Here is an 18,414-nt window from a genome sequence, read left to right as displayed (position 1 = left end):
TCGACATTGTTTGTGGCTCAACCGATGAGATCGGCAGCCTTCTCCGCGACCATCACAGTCGCGGCATTGGTGTTGACGCAGACGACCCTCGGGATGACGGACGCATCCACGACGCGAAGGCCGTCGATGCCGTGCACTCGAAGATCCGGTCCGACGACGGAATCAGGCCCGGTTCCCATCGCACAAGTCCCCACCGGGTGGTAGTAGGTTCCCGTACCGCGAGCAACGTAATCCCGCAGTGCTGCAGTGGAATCCGCCTCTGTCCCCGGAAGAACCTCGGTCAGGCCCCATGCTGCGAAAGCGTCCGTCGCAGCGATGGTGCGTGCCACCGCAATGGCGTCGACCAGTCGGTCCACGTCCGAGGTTGCGGTCAGATAGGCCGGATCGATCAGGGGTGGATCGTCCGGATCCGCCGTCGCCAGGCGAACGCTACCGCGACTGTCGGGCACGGTGGTGACGCCGAACGTGATGCTGTTCTGAGGCGCGACCAGTGTCGGCTGATGGAACGGCACGTGAATGAACATCAACTGCATGTCCGGACCGTCGAGCTCGTCGTCGCTGCGCCACAGCATCGACACTTCGGCATGATTGTCGACGGCGGGTGGAATCGGTTGCGCTGCTTCGTAGACCACGCTGCACAGGGGATGATCGTGCAGGTTGCGTCCCACGCCGGGAAGATCGTGGACTACCGGGATGCCGAGCTCTCGCAGTTCCTCGGCCGGGCCGATTCCGGACAGCAGCAGCAGGCGTGGCGAGTCCACGGCACCGGCGCTCAGAATCACTTCGTGCCGAGCGGACACCGACACCGGTTGCCCGTTGCGTCGATACCTCACTGCAACGCAGCGGCCGTTCTCGACCACCACGGACTGCACCCGTGAACCGGTCGACACCGTCAGGTTGGATCGATGTGCCTCGACGGGAGCGAGATAGGCCGACGCCACGCTGAGGCGGGCACCGTCGGAAATGGCCAGATCGTGCCAGCCTGCACCTTCCTGCTCGGTACCGTTGAAGTCGTCCGTGATCGGATGTCCGGCCTCCGCTGCCGCATCGAGAAAGGTCTGCGATACCGGATTCGGCGAGGACGACGGGGCCGGCCGCAACGGACCCTTGTCGCCGCGGACCTTCGCGTCCTTGCCGACCACAGTCTCGGACTTCATGAAGTACGGCAGTACCGCGTCGTACGACCACGATTCGCCCGCAACCTCTGCCCAGGTGTCGAAGTCGTTTCGGTGTCCTCGCAGGTGGACCATCGCATTGATCGAGCTGCTGCCGCCGAGGGTATGGCCCCGCGGCCAATTGTGGGCACCGCCGCCTGCCGCTTTCTGCGGAACCGTGTTGTACGCGTAGTCGACGTTGCTACCCCAGAGCGACGGCCAGGCCGGAGGTACAGCCAGGTCCGGGTGATCGTCACGACCACCGCTCTCCAGCAGCAACACAGTGACATCGGGGTTCTCGCTCAGTCGTGATGCGAGTACACAGCCGGCGGATCCGCCACCTACGATCACGTAGTCGAATGCTTCGTCCATCGTCTTCAATCCCTTCGAAGTGACCGGCCCCACACCGGTAGGACTTCAGTGTGCGCAGCGAGCCGGCGTCGCGATTGACGATTTCCGACGCAGTTCTTGCCGATTTCCGCCGAGTATTGCCGGAACCGTTGTTGTACAGATGTGTTCGCAGAGCCGAGGTCAGCGCAGTGCGGCACGTTCCGCCGACGGACTGCTTCCGAACCTGCTCTTGTACAGCCGACTGAAGTGCGCCGCGTCGGAGAAGCACCAACGCCCGGCAACAGCGCCGACAGTGGACCTCACCCCTCGGGCTGCGAGCAGATCGCGTCGGGCACCGTCGAGCCTCATCTCGCGAATAGTGGCTGTCACAGTGGATGTTTCGCCACCGAACAACCTGTCGAGACTGCGTACGGACATGCCGAATGCAGCCGCTACGGAGTGGTGACACAGATCGGGGTCGAGGAGGTGCCGACCGATATAGGTGAGGACGGCCAGCTTCCTCGCCTGCTCCCCTGGTTCGTCGAGATCGATGTGTGAGTCCGCGGTGAGGGCACTGCTGATGAGGCTGAGACCGGCATCGGCGAAGCGCAGAGCCGAGCCGGTATCGACCGGGTCGGCCGTCGGCGCCAGCGCTGCCCGTACGAAGGATTCGAGCACAGCACCGGGACCGGAGCCGATATCGTGCGCACGCTGCATGGTGGCCTCGATCAACTTCTGCGGCAGCCGAAGGGCGTTGGGCGGAAACACCATCACCGCACAACGCCAGTCACCCTCCAGCCGCAGATCGTAGGCTCGCCGAGTGTCGTAGATTCCGAGCTGGCCCGGATGTATGACCAGCTCGTGATCACCCTGCCGCACGACGGCCCGACCCTGCAGTTGCACACAGACTTTCACTGCATCAGTGGGTCTCCTGCGCACAGCCGAGCGGGTCCGTCGTACCGTCTGCGGCGAGCCGGCGACCTGAAATGCGCCCAGTTCACCGACGGTGGTGCCCTCTATCCATCCGGTCAACGGACGATCGTCGCCACCCTCCGGCACCAACCCCGCGAACGCCTCGCCGAGCTCGTCACGCCAGTGTTCGTCTCGCCACTGCTCGATCTCCCGGGTCATCTCACACCGCAGAAATGTCCGACGGGTGCTTGGCCAGCGGGCTCACGTCGATGCTCATGTACGGGAACAGCGGTAGATTCCACAGGATCTCGTGGAGCCGCTCGTTGTCGCGCACGTCGAAGATGCTGAGGTTGGAGTACTGGCCGACGATGCGCCAGATACTCACCCATTCACCGTCGCGCTGCAGCTGCTGCGAGTACGCCTTCTCTCGTGCGAGAGTGTCGGTTCGTACGTCCGCGTCGAGATCCTGCGGCAGCGCGACATCCATCTTCACGGCAAAGAGCATGCGTCTCAGCCCTTGTCGAGTACGAAGTCGTAGGTCACCTCTTGGCCACCGTCGACCTCCCGGGGGTCGAGGATGAGCTCCGGCTTGACGGCGTCGGCAACGTCGTCGTCGTTGTGTGCGTCACCGGGGAAGTAGAGCTGAGTGGTGATCTGCTGGTAGCCATCGGCCGCAACCTTGAGATGCAGGTGCGCCGGACGCCACGGGTGCCAGCCGGCGGCGGAGATGAGATTGCCGCAGGCACCGTCGGTCGGGATCTGATACGGCGCAGGCTTCATGGTGTGAATCCAGAACTGGCCCTGATCGTCCGTGGTCACCGTGCCGCGCAGATTCCACTCCGGGATTCCGGGCGCGAACTGCGAGTAGAAGCCATCGGCGTCGGCATGCCAGATCTCGATGACCGAGTGCGCAAGCGGCGTACCGTCCACCGCCCTTACCTGACCCTGGAACAGCAGCGGGGTGCCAAGCTCACCGTCGCGGGTGGGCAGGATTGCGGCCGAACCCAACTCGGGTGCATTCGGGACGTAGTACGGGCCTTCGATGGTGCCCTTGCTGCCCTCGCGTGCTTCGCCGGCAACTTCTTCGACGACGTGCTCCACCCAGACGTCAAGGAAGAGCGGCCACTCTCCGGTCTGACCGACGTTGATCAGCCACGCCTTGAGGGCGTTGTACTCGTCGTAGGTGACCTTGTGCTCACGGATGGTGTCGTGGACAGCAGACAGCACCTGGCGGGCGAGCAGACTGACTCGCTCGGGCGGGGTGTTCGCCGCCGCCTGCTTGTCGGAGGTGAAACGCTCGGTGGCGTTCGCACCCGACGCGGCAGCGGTGGCCACCTCGCCGGACAGGTGGTTCGTCTCTACGTGGTCGACACTCATGTCTACTCCTTGCGGTGAAGTTGAATTGCTGGGCTGAAAATCATTGGTCGGTGCGGTATTTCGCGAGCTTGTCCGGATCGATGCGAACACCGAGTCCCGAGCCGGGTAGGACGCTGAGCGTGCCGTCCCGAATCTCGAGCTTTTCGGTCAGCAGGTCGTCGCTCATGTCGAGGAAGTTGGACAGCTCGCCTGCTCGACGCGACGTCAGGTCGAACGCCGCGCCGAAGGCAACGGTGCAGGCCGTGCCGAGCTGTCCGTCGATCTGGTTCCCCATCACCACGTCGATGCCGAGGCCCTCACACAGATGGTGGGTCCGCTGCGACGTCGTGAACCCGGTGCGCGCAGTCTTGATGCTCACCGCAGTCGCGGAACCACCGAGAATCTCACGGGTGACCTCGGCCGGGGTGGTCGCGGATTCGTCTGCCACGAAGGGGATGTCGAGTTGCCGAACCAGCCAGCGGCGGCCGAGGACGTCGTCGGCCGGGCACAGTTCCTCGGCGAGAGTAAGACCCAGATCCGACATCTCTTTCATGGCACGCGCAGATTCGGCGGCGGTCCAGCCTCGATTGCCGTCCACGTAGAGTTCGACGCCCTCGCCCAGTCCTTCTCGGAGAGCGCGTACGACAGCCGTGTCGAGGTCGACGGGCCGACGGCCCACCTTGACCTTGAAGACCTCGATTCCGTACGTCTCCCGCATCCTGGTGGCTTCGTCGACCATCGCAGCCGGGGTGTCGAACCCGAGCATGTGGCTCACACGCATCCGGTCGGTGTATCCGCCGAGCAATTCGGTGACGGGAAGGTCGAGGGTCTGACCGAGGGCATCCCAGATCGCCATGTCCACTGCCGACTTGGCCACCGGATTACCCACGGTACGAGCCAGTTTCGCATGTACCACCTCGCGCTCGACGAGGGTGAGGCCGACGATCGCCGGAGCGAAGATGGTCTCGATCACCGCAGCCACTCCCTGCTGCGTCTCGCCGTAGGTGAACGGCCGGGGCGGAGCGTCTGCGATACCCACGACTCCGTCGTCGGTATGTACCCGAACGAGTACGTGCTCGGCCGCAGAGACCTCACCGCTGGCGAACTTCAGCGGCTTGCGGTACGGGATCGAGTACGGGATCGCCTCGACTGCAACGATTTTCATGACACGCCCTTCGACTGTGCAGACGGTACGGATGATTCGAGTCGAGGAAGCACGCCCGCGTCCTCCAGAGCGCCGACAAGGGCATCGACGAGGGCCGACGGCCGGTCTCGGCACCAGGCCAACGCCAGATCGATGGTGCTCGCGCCGGCGATGTCGCGGAACACGACGCCGTTCAACTGCAGAGCGCGGACGGATTCGGGAACCAACGCAACGCCCAACCCGGCTGCGACGAGCGCGAGCAACACCGAGGTGTCCGGGGCCTCGTGTTCGCGCCTGGGGCTGAAGCCCGCGGCCCGACAGCTCGTCACGACGGCTTCGTTGACCACCGAATGCGTGTCGGCGTACATGACGAAGTCCTCGTACGCGAGATCGGCGACGTCGAGCGCCGGTTCGGTGGAGAAACGATGATCGACGGGCAATGCGAGCACCAACGATTCCGTGGTGATCGTCCGCAACACCAGATCGTCACCGGCAACAGGGGGCCGCAGCACCGCAACGTCCAGGTGTTCCGAGCGCAGACCGTCCACCTGAGCAGGGGTGAGCAGGTCCCCGTGGATCTCCAACGCGATACCGGGCAGACGCTGCTTGATCGCACGCGCGATCGGCGGCAGTTGATCGAAGGCCGCAGTACCGGTGAAGCCGATGCGTACCAGTCCGTATCGGCCGTCGGCGATCCTTCGTACTCCCCGCGCACTCTGCTCGAGGTTGTCCAGGTTGCGCAGCGTCTCTCGATAGAAGAACTCCCCCGCCGGAGTCAGGCTCACCTGACGGGTCGTCCTGGCCAGCAGCGTCACACCCAGCTCGGCCTCCAACTGGCGAACCGATTGCGACAACGCCGGCTGAGCCAGGTGCAGCCGCGTAGCGGCCTGCCCGAAGTGCCGAGTCTCGGCCACGGCCACGAAGTGGTAGAGGTGCCGAAGTTCCATGAACGAGCCTCTCTGTACGTGGTGGGGTGACCCTGACCACAGTAGGGATGTAATCCATCGTTGACAAAGACCTATTTTGCGTCGATTGATAAGTGTCAGCGATCAATATCCACCCAGGTCGGGCCTAGGCAAAGCCCTGGTGTGACGGCGGCCACTCCCTGACACAGTCGCTTGTAATCGAACTCGAAGCGCCTGGAGGAACCCGATATGACCGACATGCTGGATCACGTACAGAACACGATCGACGGAGCGGTGATCGACGATGTCGCGGCGGGCATCTACCGCGCCAACCGCAGCATCTTCACCGACGAGGAGGTCTTCGAGCTCGAGATGAAGCACATCTTCGAGGGCAATTGGATCTATCTCGCCCACGAAAGTCAGCTCCCGAACAACGGCGATTACTTCACGGTGCACATGGGTCGGCAGCCCGTTGTCATCACCCGCGACAAGGACGGCGAGCTGCATTGCCTCATCAACGCGTGCGCGCACCGCGGTGCGATGCTGTGCCGACGCAAGACGGACAACCGCACCACGCTCACCTGCCCCTTCCACGGCTGGACGTTCCGTAACGACGGCACGCTGCTCAAGGTCAAAGATCCCGACGGCGCCGGCTACCCCGACACATTCGACGTCGACGGATCGCACAACCTCACCAAGGTCCCCCGATTCGAGAGCTACCGCGGTTTCCTCTTCGCGAGCCTGAACGACGACGTCTCGACCCTCGCCGAGCATCTCGGTGACACGACGAAGGTCATCGACATGCTCGTCGACCAGTCTCCCGAGGGCCTCGAAGTTCTGCGCGGATCCTCGTCGTACACCTTCGACGGAAACTGGAAAGTGCAGGCAGAGAACGGGGCCGACGGCTATCACGTCAGCGCCGTGCACTGGAACTACGCCGCGACCACCTCACGCCGCAACAACGGTGAATCCAAGAACACCACCAAGGCGCTCGACGCCGGCGGCTGGGGCAAGTCCGGCGGCGGTTACTGGTCCTACCCCAACGGCCATCTCTGCCTGTGGACCTGGGCGGCCAACCCCCAGGATCGCCCACTGTGGGACCAGATGGACTCGCTGAAGGAGAAGTTCGGCGACGCCAAGGGCGAATTCATGGTGAAGGGTTCACGCAACCTGTGCCTGTACCCGAACGTCTACCTGATGGATCAGTTCAGCACGCAGATCCGGCACTTCCGGCCGATCGCGCCCAACAAGACCGAGGTCACCATCTACTGCATCGCACCCAAGGGCGAGAGCAAAGAGGCTCGCGCACATAGGATCCGGCAGTACGAGGACTTCTTCAACGCCTCCGGCATGGCGACACCCGACGACCTGGAGGAGTTCCGCTCGTGCCAGCTGACGTTCCAGGCGACCAATGCGCCGTGGAACGACATGAGCCGCGGCGCGGAGCACTGGCTCACCGGACCGGATCCGGTGGCCGAGGCACTCGACATGCCCGGTGTCATCTCGGCGGGTGTCAAGAACGAAGACGAGGGCCTGTTCCCCGTCCAACACGGCTACTGGCGCAAGACACTGCTCGCTGCCCTCGACAAGCAGCGCGCAGCCGACTCCGCACCCGCTGCAGCACAGGAGGTCTGACATGACTGCCACCGTCGACAACACCGATAGCCGGCAGACCGCCCCGTCGCGCCTGATCACCCAGTCATCCATAGAGCAGTTCCTCTACCGCGAAGCGCGCTACCTCGACGATCGCGAATTCGAGAAGTGGCTCACGTGCTACGCGGACGACGTCGAGTACTGGATGCCCTGCTGGGACGACAACGACCTGCTCACCGAGGATCCCCAGACCGATATCTCACTGATCTACTACGAGAACAAGGGTGGGCTCGAGGATCGTGTGTTCCGCATCAGGACCGAACGGTCCAGTGCCACGTCGATACCCGAACCGCGGACCAGTCACAACATCAGCAACGTCGAGGTCATCGAACGTCGGGGAGATATCGTCGACGTCCGATTCAACTGGCACACCATGTATTTCCGGTACAAGACCATCGATCCGTATTACGGAACCTCCTTCTACACGATCGACTTCTCCGGCGACTCGCCGCTCATCCGGCGCAAGACCGTGGTGCTGAAGAACGACTACATCCACCACGTCGTCGACATCTATCACTTCTGATCGACCTGCCGTCATCCCGAGGAGTTCCATCGTGAGCCATTCCGTCGCACTGTCCTTCGAGGACGGCGTCACCCGCTTCATCACCTGCGAGGACGACCAGACCGTCGCCGACGCCGCTTACCGCTCGCGGATCAACATCCCTCTCGATTGCCGAGACGGCGCGTGCGGAACCTGCAAGGCTCTGTGCGAGTCGGGTGAGTACGACGGCGGTACCTACCTCGACGACGCGCTCTCGCAGTCGGAATCGGACGAGGGCTACTGTCTGCCCTGCAGCATGAAGCCCACCTCCGATCTGGTGCTGCAGATCGCGAGCACGTCGGCGGTCGCGAAAACCCAAGCGGCGACGCACGACACGATCGTGACCGCCGTGGAGAAACTCTCCCCCACCACGGTCAGGCTCGCCGTCGAGGCACCGGCGGGTGGCACGCTCGCCTTTCTCCCCGGCCAGTACGTCAACATCACCGTCCCCGGCTCCGACGAAACCAGGTCTTACTCCTTCAGCTGCGTCTCCGGATCGGACGAGTTGGAATTCCTGGTCAAGCTCACCCCGGGCGGGTTGATGTCCACCTACCTGAGCGACACGGCGGCCGTGGGCGACAAGATCTCGTTCACCGGCCCACACGGCAGTTTCTTTCTGCGCGAGGCTCAGCGACCTGCGCTACTACTGGCGGGCGGAACCGGATTGGCTCCGATCCTCTCGATCCTGCGCACCATGGCCGGCGAATCCAGCACTCGTCCTGTGCATCTCGTGTACGGCGCCAGTACCGACGACGACGTCGTCCAGCTGGACGAGCTCGCCGGCCTGGCCTCGACACTGGATGGATTCACGTGGGATCACTGCGTTTCGGACCCCTCGACCACCGCTGCGAACAAGGGGTACGTCACTGCCCTGTTGACCGACGCACATCTCCACGGCGGCGATGTCGCGGTCTACCTGTGTGGTCCGCCTCCCATGGTGGAGGCCGTCCGAACGCATTTCAGCGAGGCCGGCATCGAACCGACGGGCTTCTACTACGAGAAGTTCGCGCCGTCCTCGGCAGCTGCGAAGGAAAGCATCGGCGACGAAAACGATTCGGTTGCAGCGGCTCCGGTGGACGACGAGCCGACGCCGGTCGACGAACAGGCGGAAGCGACGATCGAAGCAGCTGACGCACCCGCGAAGAACCCCACAGACGATGACGTCGAGCCCGCCCTGGACGGCAGGAACATCTTCGGTCGAGCCGTGTTCGGCAGTCGTGTTGCGGAGCCTCTGTACTCGCACGGCATGAGCTTCTCGGACTCCGAGGAAGCAGACACCATGCGCGCGATCGCGGGTCAGCGCGTTACTGTCGCCGGCTCGGCCGCCGACCGGACCGGGTTGGACGACAGCTCCGATCTGCTCCTCACTCCGGAGGCACACTCCGTTGCAGCACAACACATCTGGCCTTCGCGGGATATCCAGCCGCTCGTCACGCGCAGTCCCGAACCTGCCCCGGCTTCGAGTTCGGGGTACGAGATCGGCGAGGAGCATCCATCGGTACACGAGTCGGACGCCGTGTTCGAGGCCAGGCGCGCCCTCGAACTCGGTGCCCTCGAACTCGTGATCGGCCGGCTGTCCTCGCAGCAGATCTCCGGATACCGACTGTTGGCCGAGACCACCACTCGCTACGTCGCCGGCGACCGATTCGTCGATGCCGCCGCGTACACCGAGACCAATGCCGCTTTCCACGACTACCTCTTCACCCAAACAGGCAACGAGCATCTGCTGCAGGCCTATCGGGCTCTCGGCGTCAAGGCCGCAATGGAGGACGTGCTGCGCAACGCGACGTGGTGCGATCCGCTCTGCGCCCAGGATCACCTCGACATAGTCGACGCGTTCGAGGCCGGAGACCGTGAGCGCGCACGGGCATTGATCGCCGATCACGCCGACCGTTCGAAGGCGACGATGAAACGCGCCATGAACGAATCCCGGGCGAACAAAACGCCCAAGTTCGTCAGCCCGGGTCGATTCGCAGGCAAGGTCGTGCTGATCACCGGCGCGGCCCAGGGCATCGGAGAATTCGTGGCCCGGCGGATCGGTGCCGAAGGCGGAGCACTGATTCTGGCCGACCGGTCCGAGTTGGTCGAATCCCTCACCGAGGAATTTCGGCAAGACGGTGTCGAGGCCACCCCTGTGATCGCCGACCTCGAAACCTGGAAGGGCGCTTCATCGGTGGTGGACGCCGCACTCACTGCACACGGACGCGTCGACGTGTCCATTCACGTCGTCGGCGGCACCATCTGGGCCAAGCCGTACGCCGAGTACCCGCCCGAGCAGATCGAGAAGGAAATCTCCCGGTCGCTGTTCCCGACGCTGTGGTCCTGCCGCGCCGTGATCCCGCACATGATCGAACGCGGCGGCGGCACCATCGTCAACGTCTCCTCGGTCGCAACCCGCGGCATCCACCGGGTTCCCTACGCAGCTGCGAAGGGGGGCGTCAACGCCATCACGGCAACTCTGGCCCTCGAGGCAGCACCGCACGGCGTTCGGGTGGTTGCCACGGCCCCCGGCGGTACCGACGCACCACCGCGACGCGTCGCTCGTGGACCCGCACCCTCGACTGAGCAGGAGAAGAACTGGTACCAGGCCATCGTCGACCAGACCGTGGACTCCTCGTTGCTCAAACGCTACGGAACACTCGACGAGCAAGCCGCGGCGATCTGCTTCCTCGCCTCCGACGAGGCGTCGTACATCACCGGTACCGTGCTCCCGGTCGCCGGCGGCGACCCGGGCTGAGTCATGACCGTGTTGGTTCGATCGCCGGACGCACTCGTACGCCGCGGATACGGTGACGTCATGTCCCCTTCACCGTTGATCGGCCGCGGTGAACTGCTGGACGTCCTGATTCGGGCGCTCGACGGCTCCGCGACGACGTCGACCTTTGTGGTGCTGACCGGCCCGGCGGGCATCGGCGCATCGTCGATTTTGCGTGAAGTCGAACGGACGGTCGGGAGCGAGGGGCAGAGCACGGTGGTGCGCCGCGCAGGTGCGGTGCCGTGGGAAACGCACGTGCCGTTCGGCCTCGTCACGCAACTCGTCCCGGGCGTCGGGATCGAAGGGACGGACCCGGTCGAATGGGGACACCGCATCGCCGACGCGTTGGCGGCGGACGCCGTGACGATCCTGCTGATCGACGACGCGCACGACTGCGACGTCGACTCTCTCCGTGCACTCGCCTCCGCCGTCAGGCACCACCGATCCGCGAGACTCGCGGTCGTCTGTACTCGAAATCCGTTGCCCGACGGCTTCATCGAGTCGCACCGGGTTCTCGATCGCGCAGCCGACCTGTCCGTGGCGGTACCGGCGCTGACGGTGTCGGCCGTTGCCGAAATCGCTGCCCTGCAGGGGATCATCCTGTCACCGTCCTCGGCTGCTCACCTGACGCGTCACACCGGTGGACGTCCCCGACACGCCTTGGCGCTGCTGGACGAGGTGCCGCGCGAGACCTGGAAGGGTGTTCGCCCCGACCTGCCTGCGCCCGCCTTCGTCGAGGCAGACGTTCGGACCACTCTCGCTCTCTGCACCGACGAGGCTCGGCGTCTGGTCTCGGCCGTCACCGTTCTCGAAGATGGCCGACCGTTGACCACGGTGTGCGAGGTCGCCGGCATCGACGATCCCTGGCCTGCTGTCGATCTCGCAGAACGATTCGCACTGGTGACCGTCCGACGCAGCTCCGCAGCGACCATCCTCGAGATCCACGATCCAACAGTCCGCGCCGCGGTGCTCGCGACGATGAGCAGAGTCGAGCGCGCGCAGGTGCATCGAGCCGCTGCCGCAGCCGAGGCCGACCCGGCCGATCAGCTGGCGCACCTGGTCCACGCGTCGCCACTGCCCGATCCACTGGTCTCGGACCGCCTGGACGCGCTCGCAGCGACACGTGCAGGAATCGGCGAATGGGCGACGGCAGCACGGCTGTACCTTCTGTCGAGCCGGTCGACCCAGGAACCGCATGCGCGCGAGGATCGGCTCGTCCGCGCGGTGGACGCCCTCATCGGCGCCGGTGACATGCGGACGGCCTCGGACTACATCGCCGAGATCGAAAGTCTCCGTGAAACCCCTACGCGTAATGCCGTACTCGGCTATCTGGCCATCCTGCGCGGCCGCCCCAACGAAGCCGAAGCTCGACTCACCCGGGCGTGGCAGCTCGTACGGACGCGGCACGACCCCGAGGTCGCCGCTGTGATCTGTCATCGGCAGGTACTGCACAATCTGGCGCGCTGCGACGGTGCCAACCTCGTGCTGTGGGCCGATCGCGCAGTCGAACTCGTCGGAGCCGACCACGCAACCGCGGTCGAGGCGCAGTCCATTCGAGGCCTCGGTCTGGCGGGCACAGGGCGTGTCGCAGAAGCACTGAGCAGCTACCGAGACCTGTGGGGTCACGCCAGTACCGGGGCCGTCGGACAACGGGTGCAGATGGGTGCGGGCTGGCTCCACTTCGCAACGGACCACATCGATCTCGCGCGCTCGGAACTCGAGGCCGCAGCACCGACCGACTTCCTCGGCGGTTCGACGCGAATCTCGTTGTGGGCTCACGGTTGGCTGGCGCGCACCTATTTCGTCACCGGCGAGTGGGATGCGGCGCTTCGGCTGGTCGGAGCTGGCTCCGACTTGGCCGACCGTTCCGGTGCCGCATTGATCGTTCCACTGCTCCAGTGGACCGCGACGCAGATCCACGCACTCCGCGGAGACTGGGTGGCCGCCGCAACCAGCGCACACCGCGGTGATTCCGGCGCCCGCGACTACGAGATCATGAGGGTGCCAGCGGCTCTCGGTCGTGCGGCCATCGCGGAGGCACAAGCGGACTATGGCGGGGTCCTCCGCGCTCTTGCCCCCTTGACCGAGCAGTGGGCTCACGCCGACGTATCCGAACCCGGTTTCTGGGCGTGGCCGGATGTGTACGCGAATGCACTGATAGTCGAGGGCCGACTCGACGAGGCAGACGAGTTTCTGATTCCACACGAGGCCAGAGTGCGCGATCGTGGTCACCGCTCCGCACACGCACGCCTTGCCTGCGCTCGTGGCCGACTGCACGGCGCGATGGGCGATCTCGACTCTGCCCGAGCATCATTCGAGGACGCCCTCGCTTCGTTGGCACCGCTGCCCCTCACGTACGACCGCGCCCGAGTCAACTACGCCTACGGGCAGACCCTGCGCAGAGCCGGGAAGCGGCGCGAGGCCGATGCCGTCGTCAGCGCGGCACGCGAAGGCTATCTGGCACTGGGGGCAACCACGTACGTACGACGGTGCGACCGTGAACTCAAAGCCGGTGGTGTGCACGCCGTTCTGAAGGACAGAGCTCACGATGCACTGACCCCGCAGGAGGACGCCGTCTCGAGCCTGGTCGCCACAGGAATGACCAATCGCGAGGTCGCGGCCGAATTGTTCTTGTCGATCAAGACAGTTCAGTTTCACCTCACCAGGGTGTACGCCAAGATGGGCATTCGCTCGAGAGCGGAGCTGGCGGCTGCGAGGTCCACCGACGACGGCTCGACGACATGATCGCAGCGCACCCACTTTCGCAATGCCGAGGTAAGCACTAGGCAAAGCCCTGGTGTGACTCAGCCCACGATTTGGGACAGTGATGCAACCCGCTCGGCCGTCAGCGCCGATTCAGCCTTCAAGCGGTACTCCCTGACCGAAAAGGATCCCCGATGACTGCACCGGACTCCATCAAAACCGGCACACCAGCCAGCACCACCTGGGCCGGCGACCGGCACCGCCGCAGCGTGTTGTGGATCGTCGCACTGTCCACGGCAGCAATTGTTTTCGATGGCTACGACCTCGTCGTCTACGGCACCGTCCTGCCGACGCTGCTTGCCGATTCCGCCCAGCTGGGCGCGCTGGATCCGCAAACTGCGGGCGCGCTGGGTTCCTACGCGCTGATCGGGGTCATGGTCGGCGCTCTGACCGCCGGGGCCTTCGGTGATCGGATCGGCCGTCGCAGAACGATGTTGACATGCATCGTCTGGTTCTCGGTGGGAATGGGGGCCACTGCACTCGCACAGAACGTCACGATGTTCGGCGCACTTCGGTTCCTGACCGGTATCGGAGTCGGCGGCCTCGTCGCCACGGTCGGTGCCATGATTGCCGAATTCGCACCACCCGGACGTCGAAACTTGTTCAACGCCATCGTCTACAGCGGCATTCCGGCCGGTGGCGTCCTGGCGTCGTTGGCCGCGATCACCCTGCAGGATTCGATCGGCTGGCGCGGACTGTTCTGGATCGGCGCACTCCCACTGTTCGTACTGCTACCGCTGGCCCTGCTGCGGATGCCGGAATCCCCGCGGTGGCTGTTGGCACACGGCCGCGTCGCCGATGCACAGGAGATCTGCGCACGGACCGGCATTCCGATGCCCGACGCAGAGCCGGTCGTCGCCGGCGATCGCGTCGGATTCGCAGCACTGGCCCGCAAGCCACTACTGCGCCCGACGGCTCTCCTCGGGCTGATGAGCTTCTCCGGCCTACTGCTGACCTACGGCCTCAACACCTGGCTGCCACAGATCATGTCCGAGGCCGGTTACAACGCCAAGGGTTCACTGTCGTTTCTGTTGGTGCTCAACGGTGGTGCCATCATCGGTGGCCTGATCGCGTCTCGCGTCGCCGACCGCACCGGACCACAGCGCGTCATCGCGGTCACCTTCTGCCTCGCCGCGCTGTCGTTGGTTCTGCTGACGCTGAACTTCCCGCTCGGAGTCCTGCTCGTCGCCGTGGCCGGTGCAGGCATCGGTGCCATCGGCACTCAGGTGCTGATCTACGGATTCGTCTCGAACTACTACCCCACCACCGCCCGTGCAGCAGGAGTTGCGTGGTGCGCCGGATTCGGCCGGCTCGGCGGCATACTCGGACCGCTGCTCGGCGGAATCCTGCTCGGAGCCGGCATCGCGTCGTCCACCGCGTTCTACATCTTTGCCGTCGTAGCGCTGCTCGGCGCACTGGTCACCACCGCTGTTCCCGCGGTTCGAGCCCTGCGCCGATCCGATCCAGTACCCATCGAGCCGGTGAAAGTAGCTGAATGACAGATATTTTCGAGCGTCTCGCCTCGGGCGAACTACCGGAGCGTCGCCCGCCGAGTCTGCGTGCTCTACGCGCCGACTTCGGCGGGCAGTACGTCGGTGCAGGGGCAACCGGCGTGCTGTTCAGCGCAACCGGGCCGGTTGCGGTCATCATGGGTGCCGCCGCAGCGGGCTCGCTCACCGCCGCACAGACAGCGTCGTGGGTCTTCGGAGTATTCGTACTCAACGGCATCCTCACCGTGGTGGCGAGCTGGGTGTATCGGATGCCGCTGAGCTTCTTCTGGACCATTCCGGGCACTGTTCTGGTCGGACAATCGTTGGCGTCGCTGACCTGGCCCGAGGTCGTCGGGGCCTACCTTGCTACCGGGGTCCTCATCATCGTGCTCGGAGCCACCGGGGTGGTGACGAAACTGATGGATTTTCTGCCGCACAGCGTGGTGATGGCGATGGTGGCCGGTGCATTTCTGTCGTTCGGAACCGGACTGGTGCAGTCTGTTTCGTCCAATGTGATCGTCGCCGGTGCCATGGTCGTGGCGTGGTTGGCGCTGACCCGATCCGCGACGTGGTCGAAGCGGGTACCGCCGGTGCTCGCTGCATTGGTCACGGGTCTCGCTGCTCTCGCAGTAACAGGCGGATTCACACGGATGACGGGGCCTGCGGCAGAGCTCCCCCTGATCGGCTTACCGGAGCTCGTTGCGCCGGCGTTCAGTGGTGCGGCACTGGCGCAGTTGGTGATACCGCTTGCCATCACCGTGGTCGCGGTTCAGAACGGTCAGGGTGCCGCAGTGTTGAACTCTGCGGGCCATCGACCACCGATGACCGTCGTCACCATCGCGTGCGGCATCTGGTCACTTCTCGTCGCGCCACTGGGTGCGGTATCGACGTGTCTGGCCGGTCCGACCAACGCGTTGCTCGTTGCCGTCGGTGCACGGTCACGGCAGTACATCGCCGGAATGACCTGCGGCGCACTCGCCATCGTGGTGGGTGTGTCGGCACCACTGCTGGTGCGCGGCCTGTCCGTGGTGCCCGCAACGTTCATCGCGGCCCTCGCCGGTCTGGCAATGCTCGAGGCACTGCGCGGTGCATTCACCGCCGCGTTCTCCGAGTCGTCCGGCCGCCCGATGCTCGCGCCCCTGATCACCCTGCTGGTCACCATCTCCGGCACCGACGTCGGAGGCCTCGGCGCTCCGTTCTGGGGATTGGTCGCCGGTGTTGCAGTTACTTACCTGCTCGATCGCCGACGGTAGTTCCCAAGAGGTCAGAACCCGATCGGCAAACCGGCGTAGTTCTCCGCCAGTCCCATTGCGCCCGCTTCGCTGGAAGCCACCCACTTCAGCTGCGAGAGCTGCAACTGCGCATCGAACGGGTCGTCGCCCGTGTGCAGCATCGTCGTCATCCACCACGAAAAGTGCGTGCAACGCCAGACGCGTCGAAGTGCCGTGTCGCTGTACGTGTCAGCACTCTGTGCCCCCTTCCCCTGCAGCAACTGCGCCAGTGCAGGTGCGAGCAGAGCCACATCGGCAACCGCGAGGTTGAGACCCTTTGCGCCCGTGGGAGGCACAATGTGCGCTGCGTCGCCTGCCAGAAACAGATTGCCGTGTCGCATCGGTGTCTGCACGTAACTGCGCATCGGCAGCACGCTCTTCTCGGTGATCGGTCCCGGGTTCAGCGCCCACCCGTCCTGACCGTGTCCGAGCCTGTCTGCCAACGCATCCCAGATTCGATCGTCGGACCAGGTGTCGATATCGGTGCCGTTCGGCACCTGCAGATACAACCGACTGACCGTCGACGATCGCATCGAGTGCATGGCGAAGCCGTCCTGATGCCAGGCGTAGATCAGCTCGTCCGTCGACGGCGCGACGTCGGCGAGAACTCCGAGCCAGGAGTACGGATACACCCGTTCCCACGTGTTGCGGACAGCATCGGGCATGGCAGCACGACTCGGCCCGAAGGAGCCGTCGCATCCGGCGATGACGTCCGCGTCGATCCGCATCGCGTTGCCCGACGCGTCCGTGAAAGTGACGTAGGGGTCGTCGGATTCGACGTCGTGCAGCGCGGTATCGGAGACGTCGTAGTAGATCTGCTGGCCGGCCTTCTCGCGTGCCGCCACGAGATCCTTCGTGACCTCGGTCTGTCCGTAGACCCACACGCTTCTGTCCACCAGATCACGAAAGTCGATGTGGTGCCGCTCTTCCGGCCACTGCAGATAAATACCGCGATGCTCGTGGCCCTCGCGGTGCAGGCGCTCCCCGAGTCCATGTTCGTCGAGCAACTGGACCGTCGAATGCTCGAGAATTCCGGCGCGGATCCGGGCGAGCACGTAGTCCTGAGTACGCGACTCGATCAGGATGGAGTCGATCCCCTGCTCACCGAGCAGGTGGGACAGCAGCAGACCCGCGGGCCCTGCACCGATGATGGCAACCTGTGTACGCATGAGTCGAGTACACCGCGGTGATCCACGTCTCTACAAGCCAGAGCTTCCACTGAGTGGAAGAGGCTACCCAGTTCTCAGGCTGCGGCCGATTCCCTGGGCCGCAACCTGTAGCGCCGCAACCAGTCTGACGCGATCACGCCCGATACTCGGAACCACGAGTCCCAAGGATGCGACCACGTTCTCGCCGTCGCGAATCGGAACGGCCACAGAACACGCCCCGAGGGTCATCTCCTCGACCGTCTGCGCGTATCCCTCGCGATGCACCCGGCGTAGTTCGTTCTCCAACTGCCCTGGTCGAGTCACCGTGAACGGGGTGATGCGAGTCAGGTTTCGAAGTACGCGATCGTGCACCTCCCTCGGCGCATACGCCAACAGCACCTTGCCCACCCCGGTCGAGTACAACGGCAATCGCGCACCCACCCGACTGATTGCAGGCACGGACGCATGGCCTGCCAACCTGTCGAGGTACAACACCTCGTCGCCGTCCCGAATGGCCAGGTGTACCGTCGCGAGAGTCGCACCGTAGATGTCGTGCAGAAACGGCGACGCGATCTCGCGCAGATCGGACTGATCCGGTGCCAACAATCCGAGTTTCCACAGTCGACGCCCCACTACGTACCGACCGTCGTCCGAGCGCACGAGCGCTCCCCAGTCGACCAGTTCACGTACCAGGCGGTGGGCCGTGGCAATGGGAAGGCTTGCGCCATCGGCCAATTCGGTCAACGTCAACGCAGGGGCATGTTCGTCGAACACCGACAGCACAGCCAGCAGCCGCGAGGCCACCGAGGCCCCGGGATCCCGCACGTTCCCAGCCATCAGCACGACGATAGCTCCAATCGACGACCTTCCCGCTCAGGATGGCGTTCGCGCCACCCAGCCGTCGACGGACTCGGGGGTACGGGGTTCGGGGCCGGTGTACAGGGCGGCCGGGCGGACGAGCTTGCCCAGACGCTTCTGCTCGAGGATGTGCG

Annotated in this window: 14 protein-coding genes; 6 read left to right on the top strand and 8 right to left on the bottom strand. The window is 64.7% G+C overall.

Going from position 1 to position 18,414, the window contains the following annotated elements:
* Window positions 1-17 precede the first annotated feature (17 nt).
* The 6 genes from CH305_RS10550 to CH305_RS10525 all read right to left on the bottom strand — a co-directional run bounded on the left by CH305_RS10550 (window position 18) and on the right by CH305_RS10525 (window position 5,843).
* Window positions 18-1,526: a GMC family oxidoreductase gene (locus CH305_RS10550; RefSeq protein WP_094609186.1), complete on the bottom strand. Its 1,509-nt coding sequence runs from the start codon at window positions 1,524-1,526 to the stop codon at window positions 18-20.
* A 159-nt stretch (window positions 1,527-1,685) separates the two neighbouring features.
* Window positions 1,686-2,615: a helix-turn-helix domain-containing protein gene (locus CH305_RS10545; protein WP_094703651.1), complete on the bottom strand. Its 930-nt coding sequence runs from the start codon at window positions 2,613-2,615 to the stop codon at window positions 1,686-1,688.
* A 1-nt stretch (window position 2,616) separates the two neighbouring features.
* Complete coding sequence (gene catC, locus CH305_RS10540; RefSeq protein ID WP_094703650.1) at window positions 2,617-2,901, bottom strand: muconolactone Delta-isomerase; 285 nt, start codon at window positions 2,899-2,901, stop codon at window positions 2,617-2,619.
* A gap of 5 nt (window positions 2,902-2,906) precedes the next feature.
* Window positions 2,907-3,773, bottom strand: coding sequence for a catechol 1,2-dioxygenase (catA, locus tag CH305_RS10535; protein WP_094703649.1), 867 nt, complete (start codon window positions 3,771-3,773; stop codon window positions 2,907-2,909).
* A 40-nt stretch (window positions 3,774-3,813) separates the two neighbouring features.
* The gene (locus CH305_RS10530) at window positions 3,814-4,917 is read right to left on the bottom strand and encodes a mandelate racemase/muconate lactonizing enzyme family protein (RefSeq protein WP_094703648.1); all 1,104 of its coding nucleotides are present in this window, start codon (window positions 4,915-4,917) and stop codon (window positions 3,814-3,816) included.
* Entirely contained in the window at window positions 4,914-5,843 is a 930-nt protein-coding gene (locus CH305_RS10525; RefSeq protein ID WP_094703647.1) for a LysR family transcriptional regulator, read from the bottom strand. Before CH305_RS10525 ends, CH305_RS10530 begins: the two co-directional genes overlap by 4 nt.
* A 207-nt stretch (window positions 5,844-6,050) precedes the next feature.
* On the opposite strand from CH305_RS10525, the gene benA reads away from it, so the two are divergent.
* The 6 genes from benA (at window position 6,051) to CH305_RS10495 (ending at window position 16,256) form a co-directional block, all read left to right on the top strand.
* Window positions 6,051-7,436: a benzoate 1,2-dioxygenase large subunit gene (gene benA / locus CH305_RS10520; protein ID WP_094703646.1), complete on the top strand. Its 1,386-nt coding sequence runs from the start codon at window positions 6,051-6,053 to the stop codon at window positions 7,434-7,436.
* A 1-nt stretch (window position 7,437) separates the two neighbouring features.
* Complete coding sequence (benB, locus tag CH305_RS10515) at window positions 7,438-7,977, top strand: benzoate 1,2-dioxygenase small subunit (protein WP_037154920.1); 540 nt, start codon at window positions 7,438-7,440, stop codon at window positions 7,975-7,977.
* A 31-nt stretch (window positions 7,978-8,008) separates the two neighbouring features.
* Window positions 8,009-10,732 carry a benzoate 1,2-dioxygenase electron transfer component BenC gene (gene benC, locus CH305_RS10510; protein WP_094703645.1) on the top strand — a complete coding sequence of 908 codons (2,724 nt, stop codon included), beginning with the start codon at window positions 8,009-8,011 and terminating at the stop codon, window positions 10,730-10,732.
* A gap of 60 nt (window positions 10,733-10,792) precedes the next feature.
* Window positions 10,793-13,495, top strand: coding sequence for a LuxR family transcriptional regulator (locus CH305_RS10505; protein WP_094703707.1), 2,703 nt, complete (start codon window positions 10,793-10,795; stop codon window positions 13,493-13,495).
* A gap of 152 nt (window positions 13,496-13,647) precedes the next feature.
* Window positions 13,648-15,012, top strand: coding sequence for an aromatic acid/H+ symport family MFS transporter (locus tag CH305_RS10500; RefSeq protein ID WP_094703644.1), 1,365 nt, complete (start codon window positions 13,648-13,650; stop codon window positions 15,010-15,012).
* A complete protein-coding gene (locus CH305_RS10495) occupies window positions 15,009-16,256 on the top strand; it encodes a benzoate/H(+) symporter BenE family transporter (protein ID WP_094609182.1) in 1,248 nt (415 codons plus the stop codon). The genes CH305_RS10500 and CH305_RS10495 overlap by 4 nt, the downstream gene beginning before the upstream one ends.
* A gap of 11 nt (window positions 16,257-16,267) precedes the next feature.
* On the opposite strand, the gene CH305_RS10490 is transcribed toward CH305_RS10495, so the two are convergent.
* Window positions 16,268-17,443, bottom strand: coding sequence for a 4-hydroxybenzoate 3-monooxygenase (locus CH305_RS10490; RefSeq protein ID WP_094703643.1), 1,176 nt, complete (start codon window positions 17,441-17,443; stop codon window positions 16,268-16,270).
* Window positions 17,444-17,506: 63 nt separating this feature from the next.
* On the bottom strand, window positions 17,507-18,259 hold the full coding sequence (locus CH305_RS10485) for an IclR family transcriptional regulator (RefSeq protein ID WP_094703706.1): 753 nt from the start codon (window positions 18,257-18,259) through the stop codon (window positions 17,507-17,509).
* Between the last annotated feature and the right edge of the window lie 155 nt (window positions 18,260-18,414).

Origin of the sequence: Rhodococcus sp. 15-649-2-2 (assembly GCF_002258645.1) — a bacterium.
Taxonomy (GTDB): Bacteria; Actinomycetota; Actinomycetes; order Mycobacteriales; family Mycobacteriaceae; genus Rhodococcoides.
Note: the sequence above shows the minus strand (reverse complement) of the source record. Positions and strands in the feature narration are given on the sequence as shown.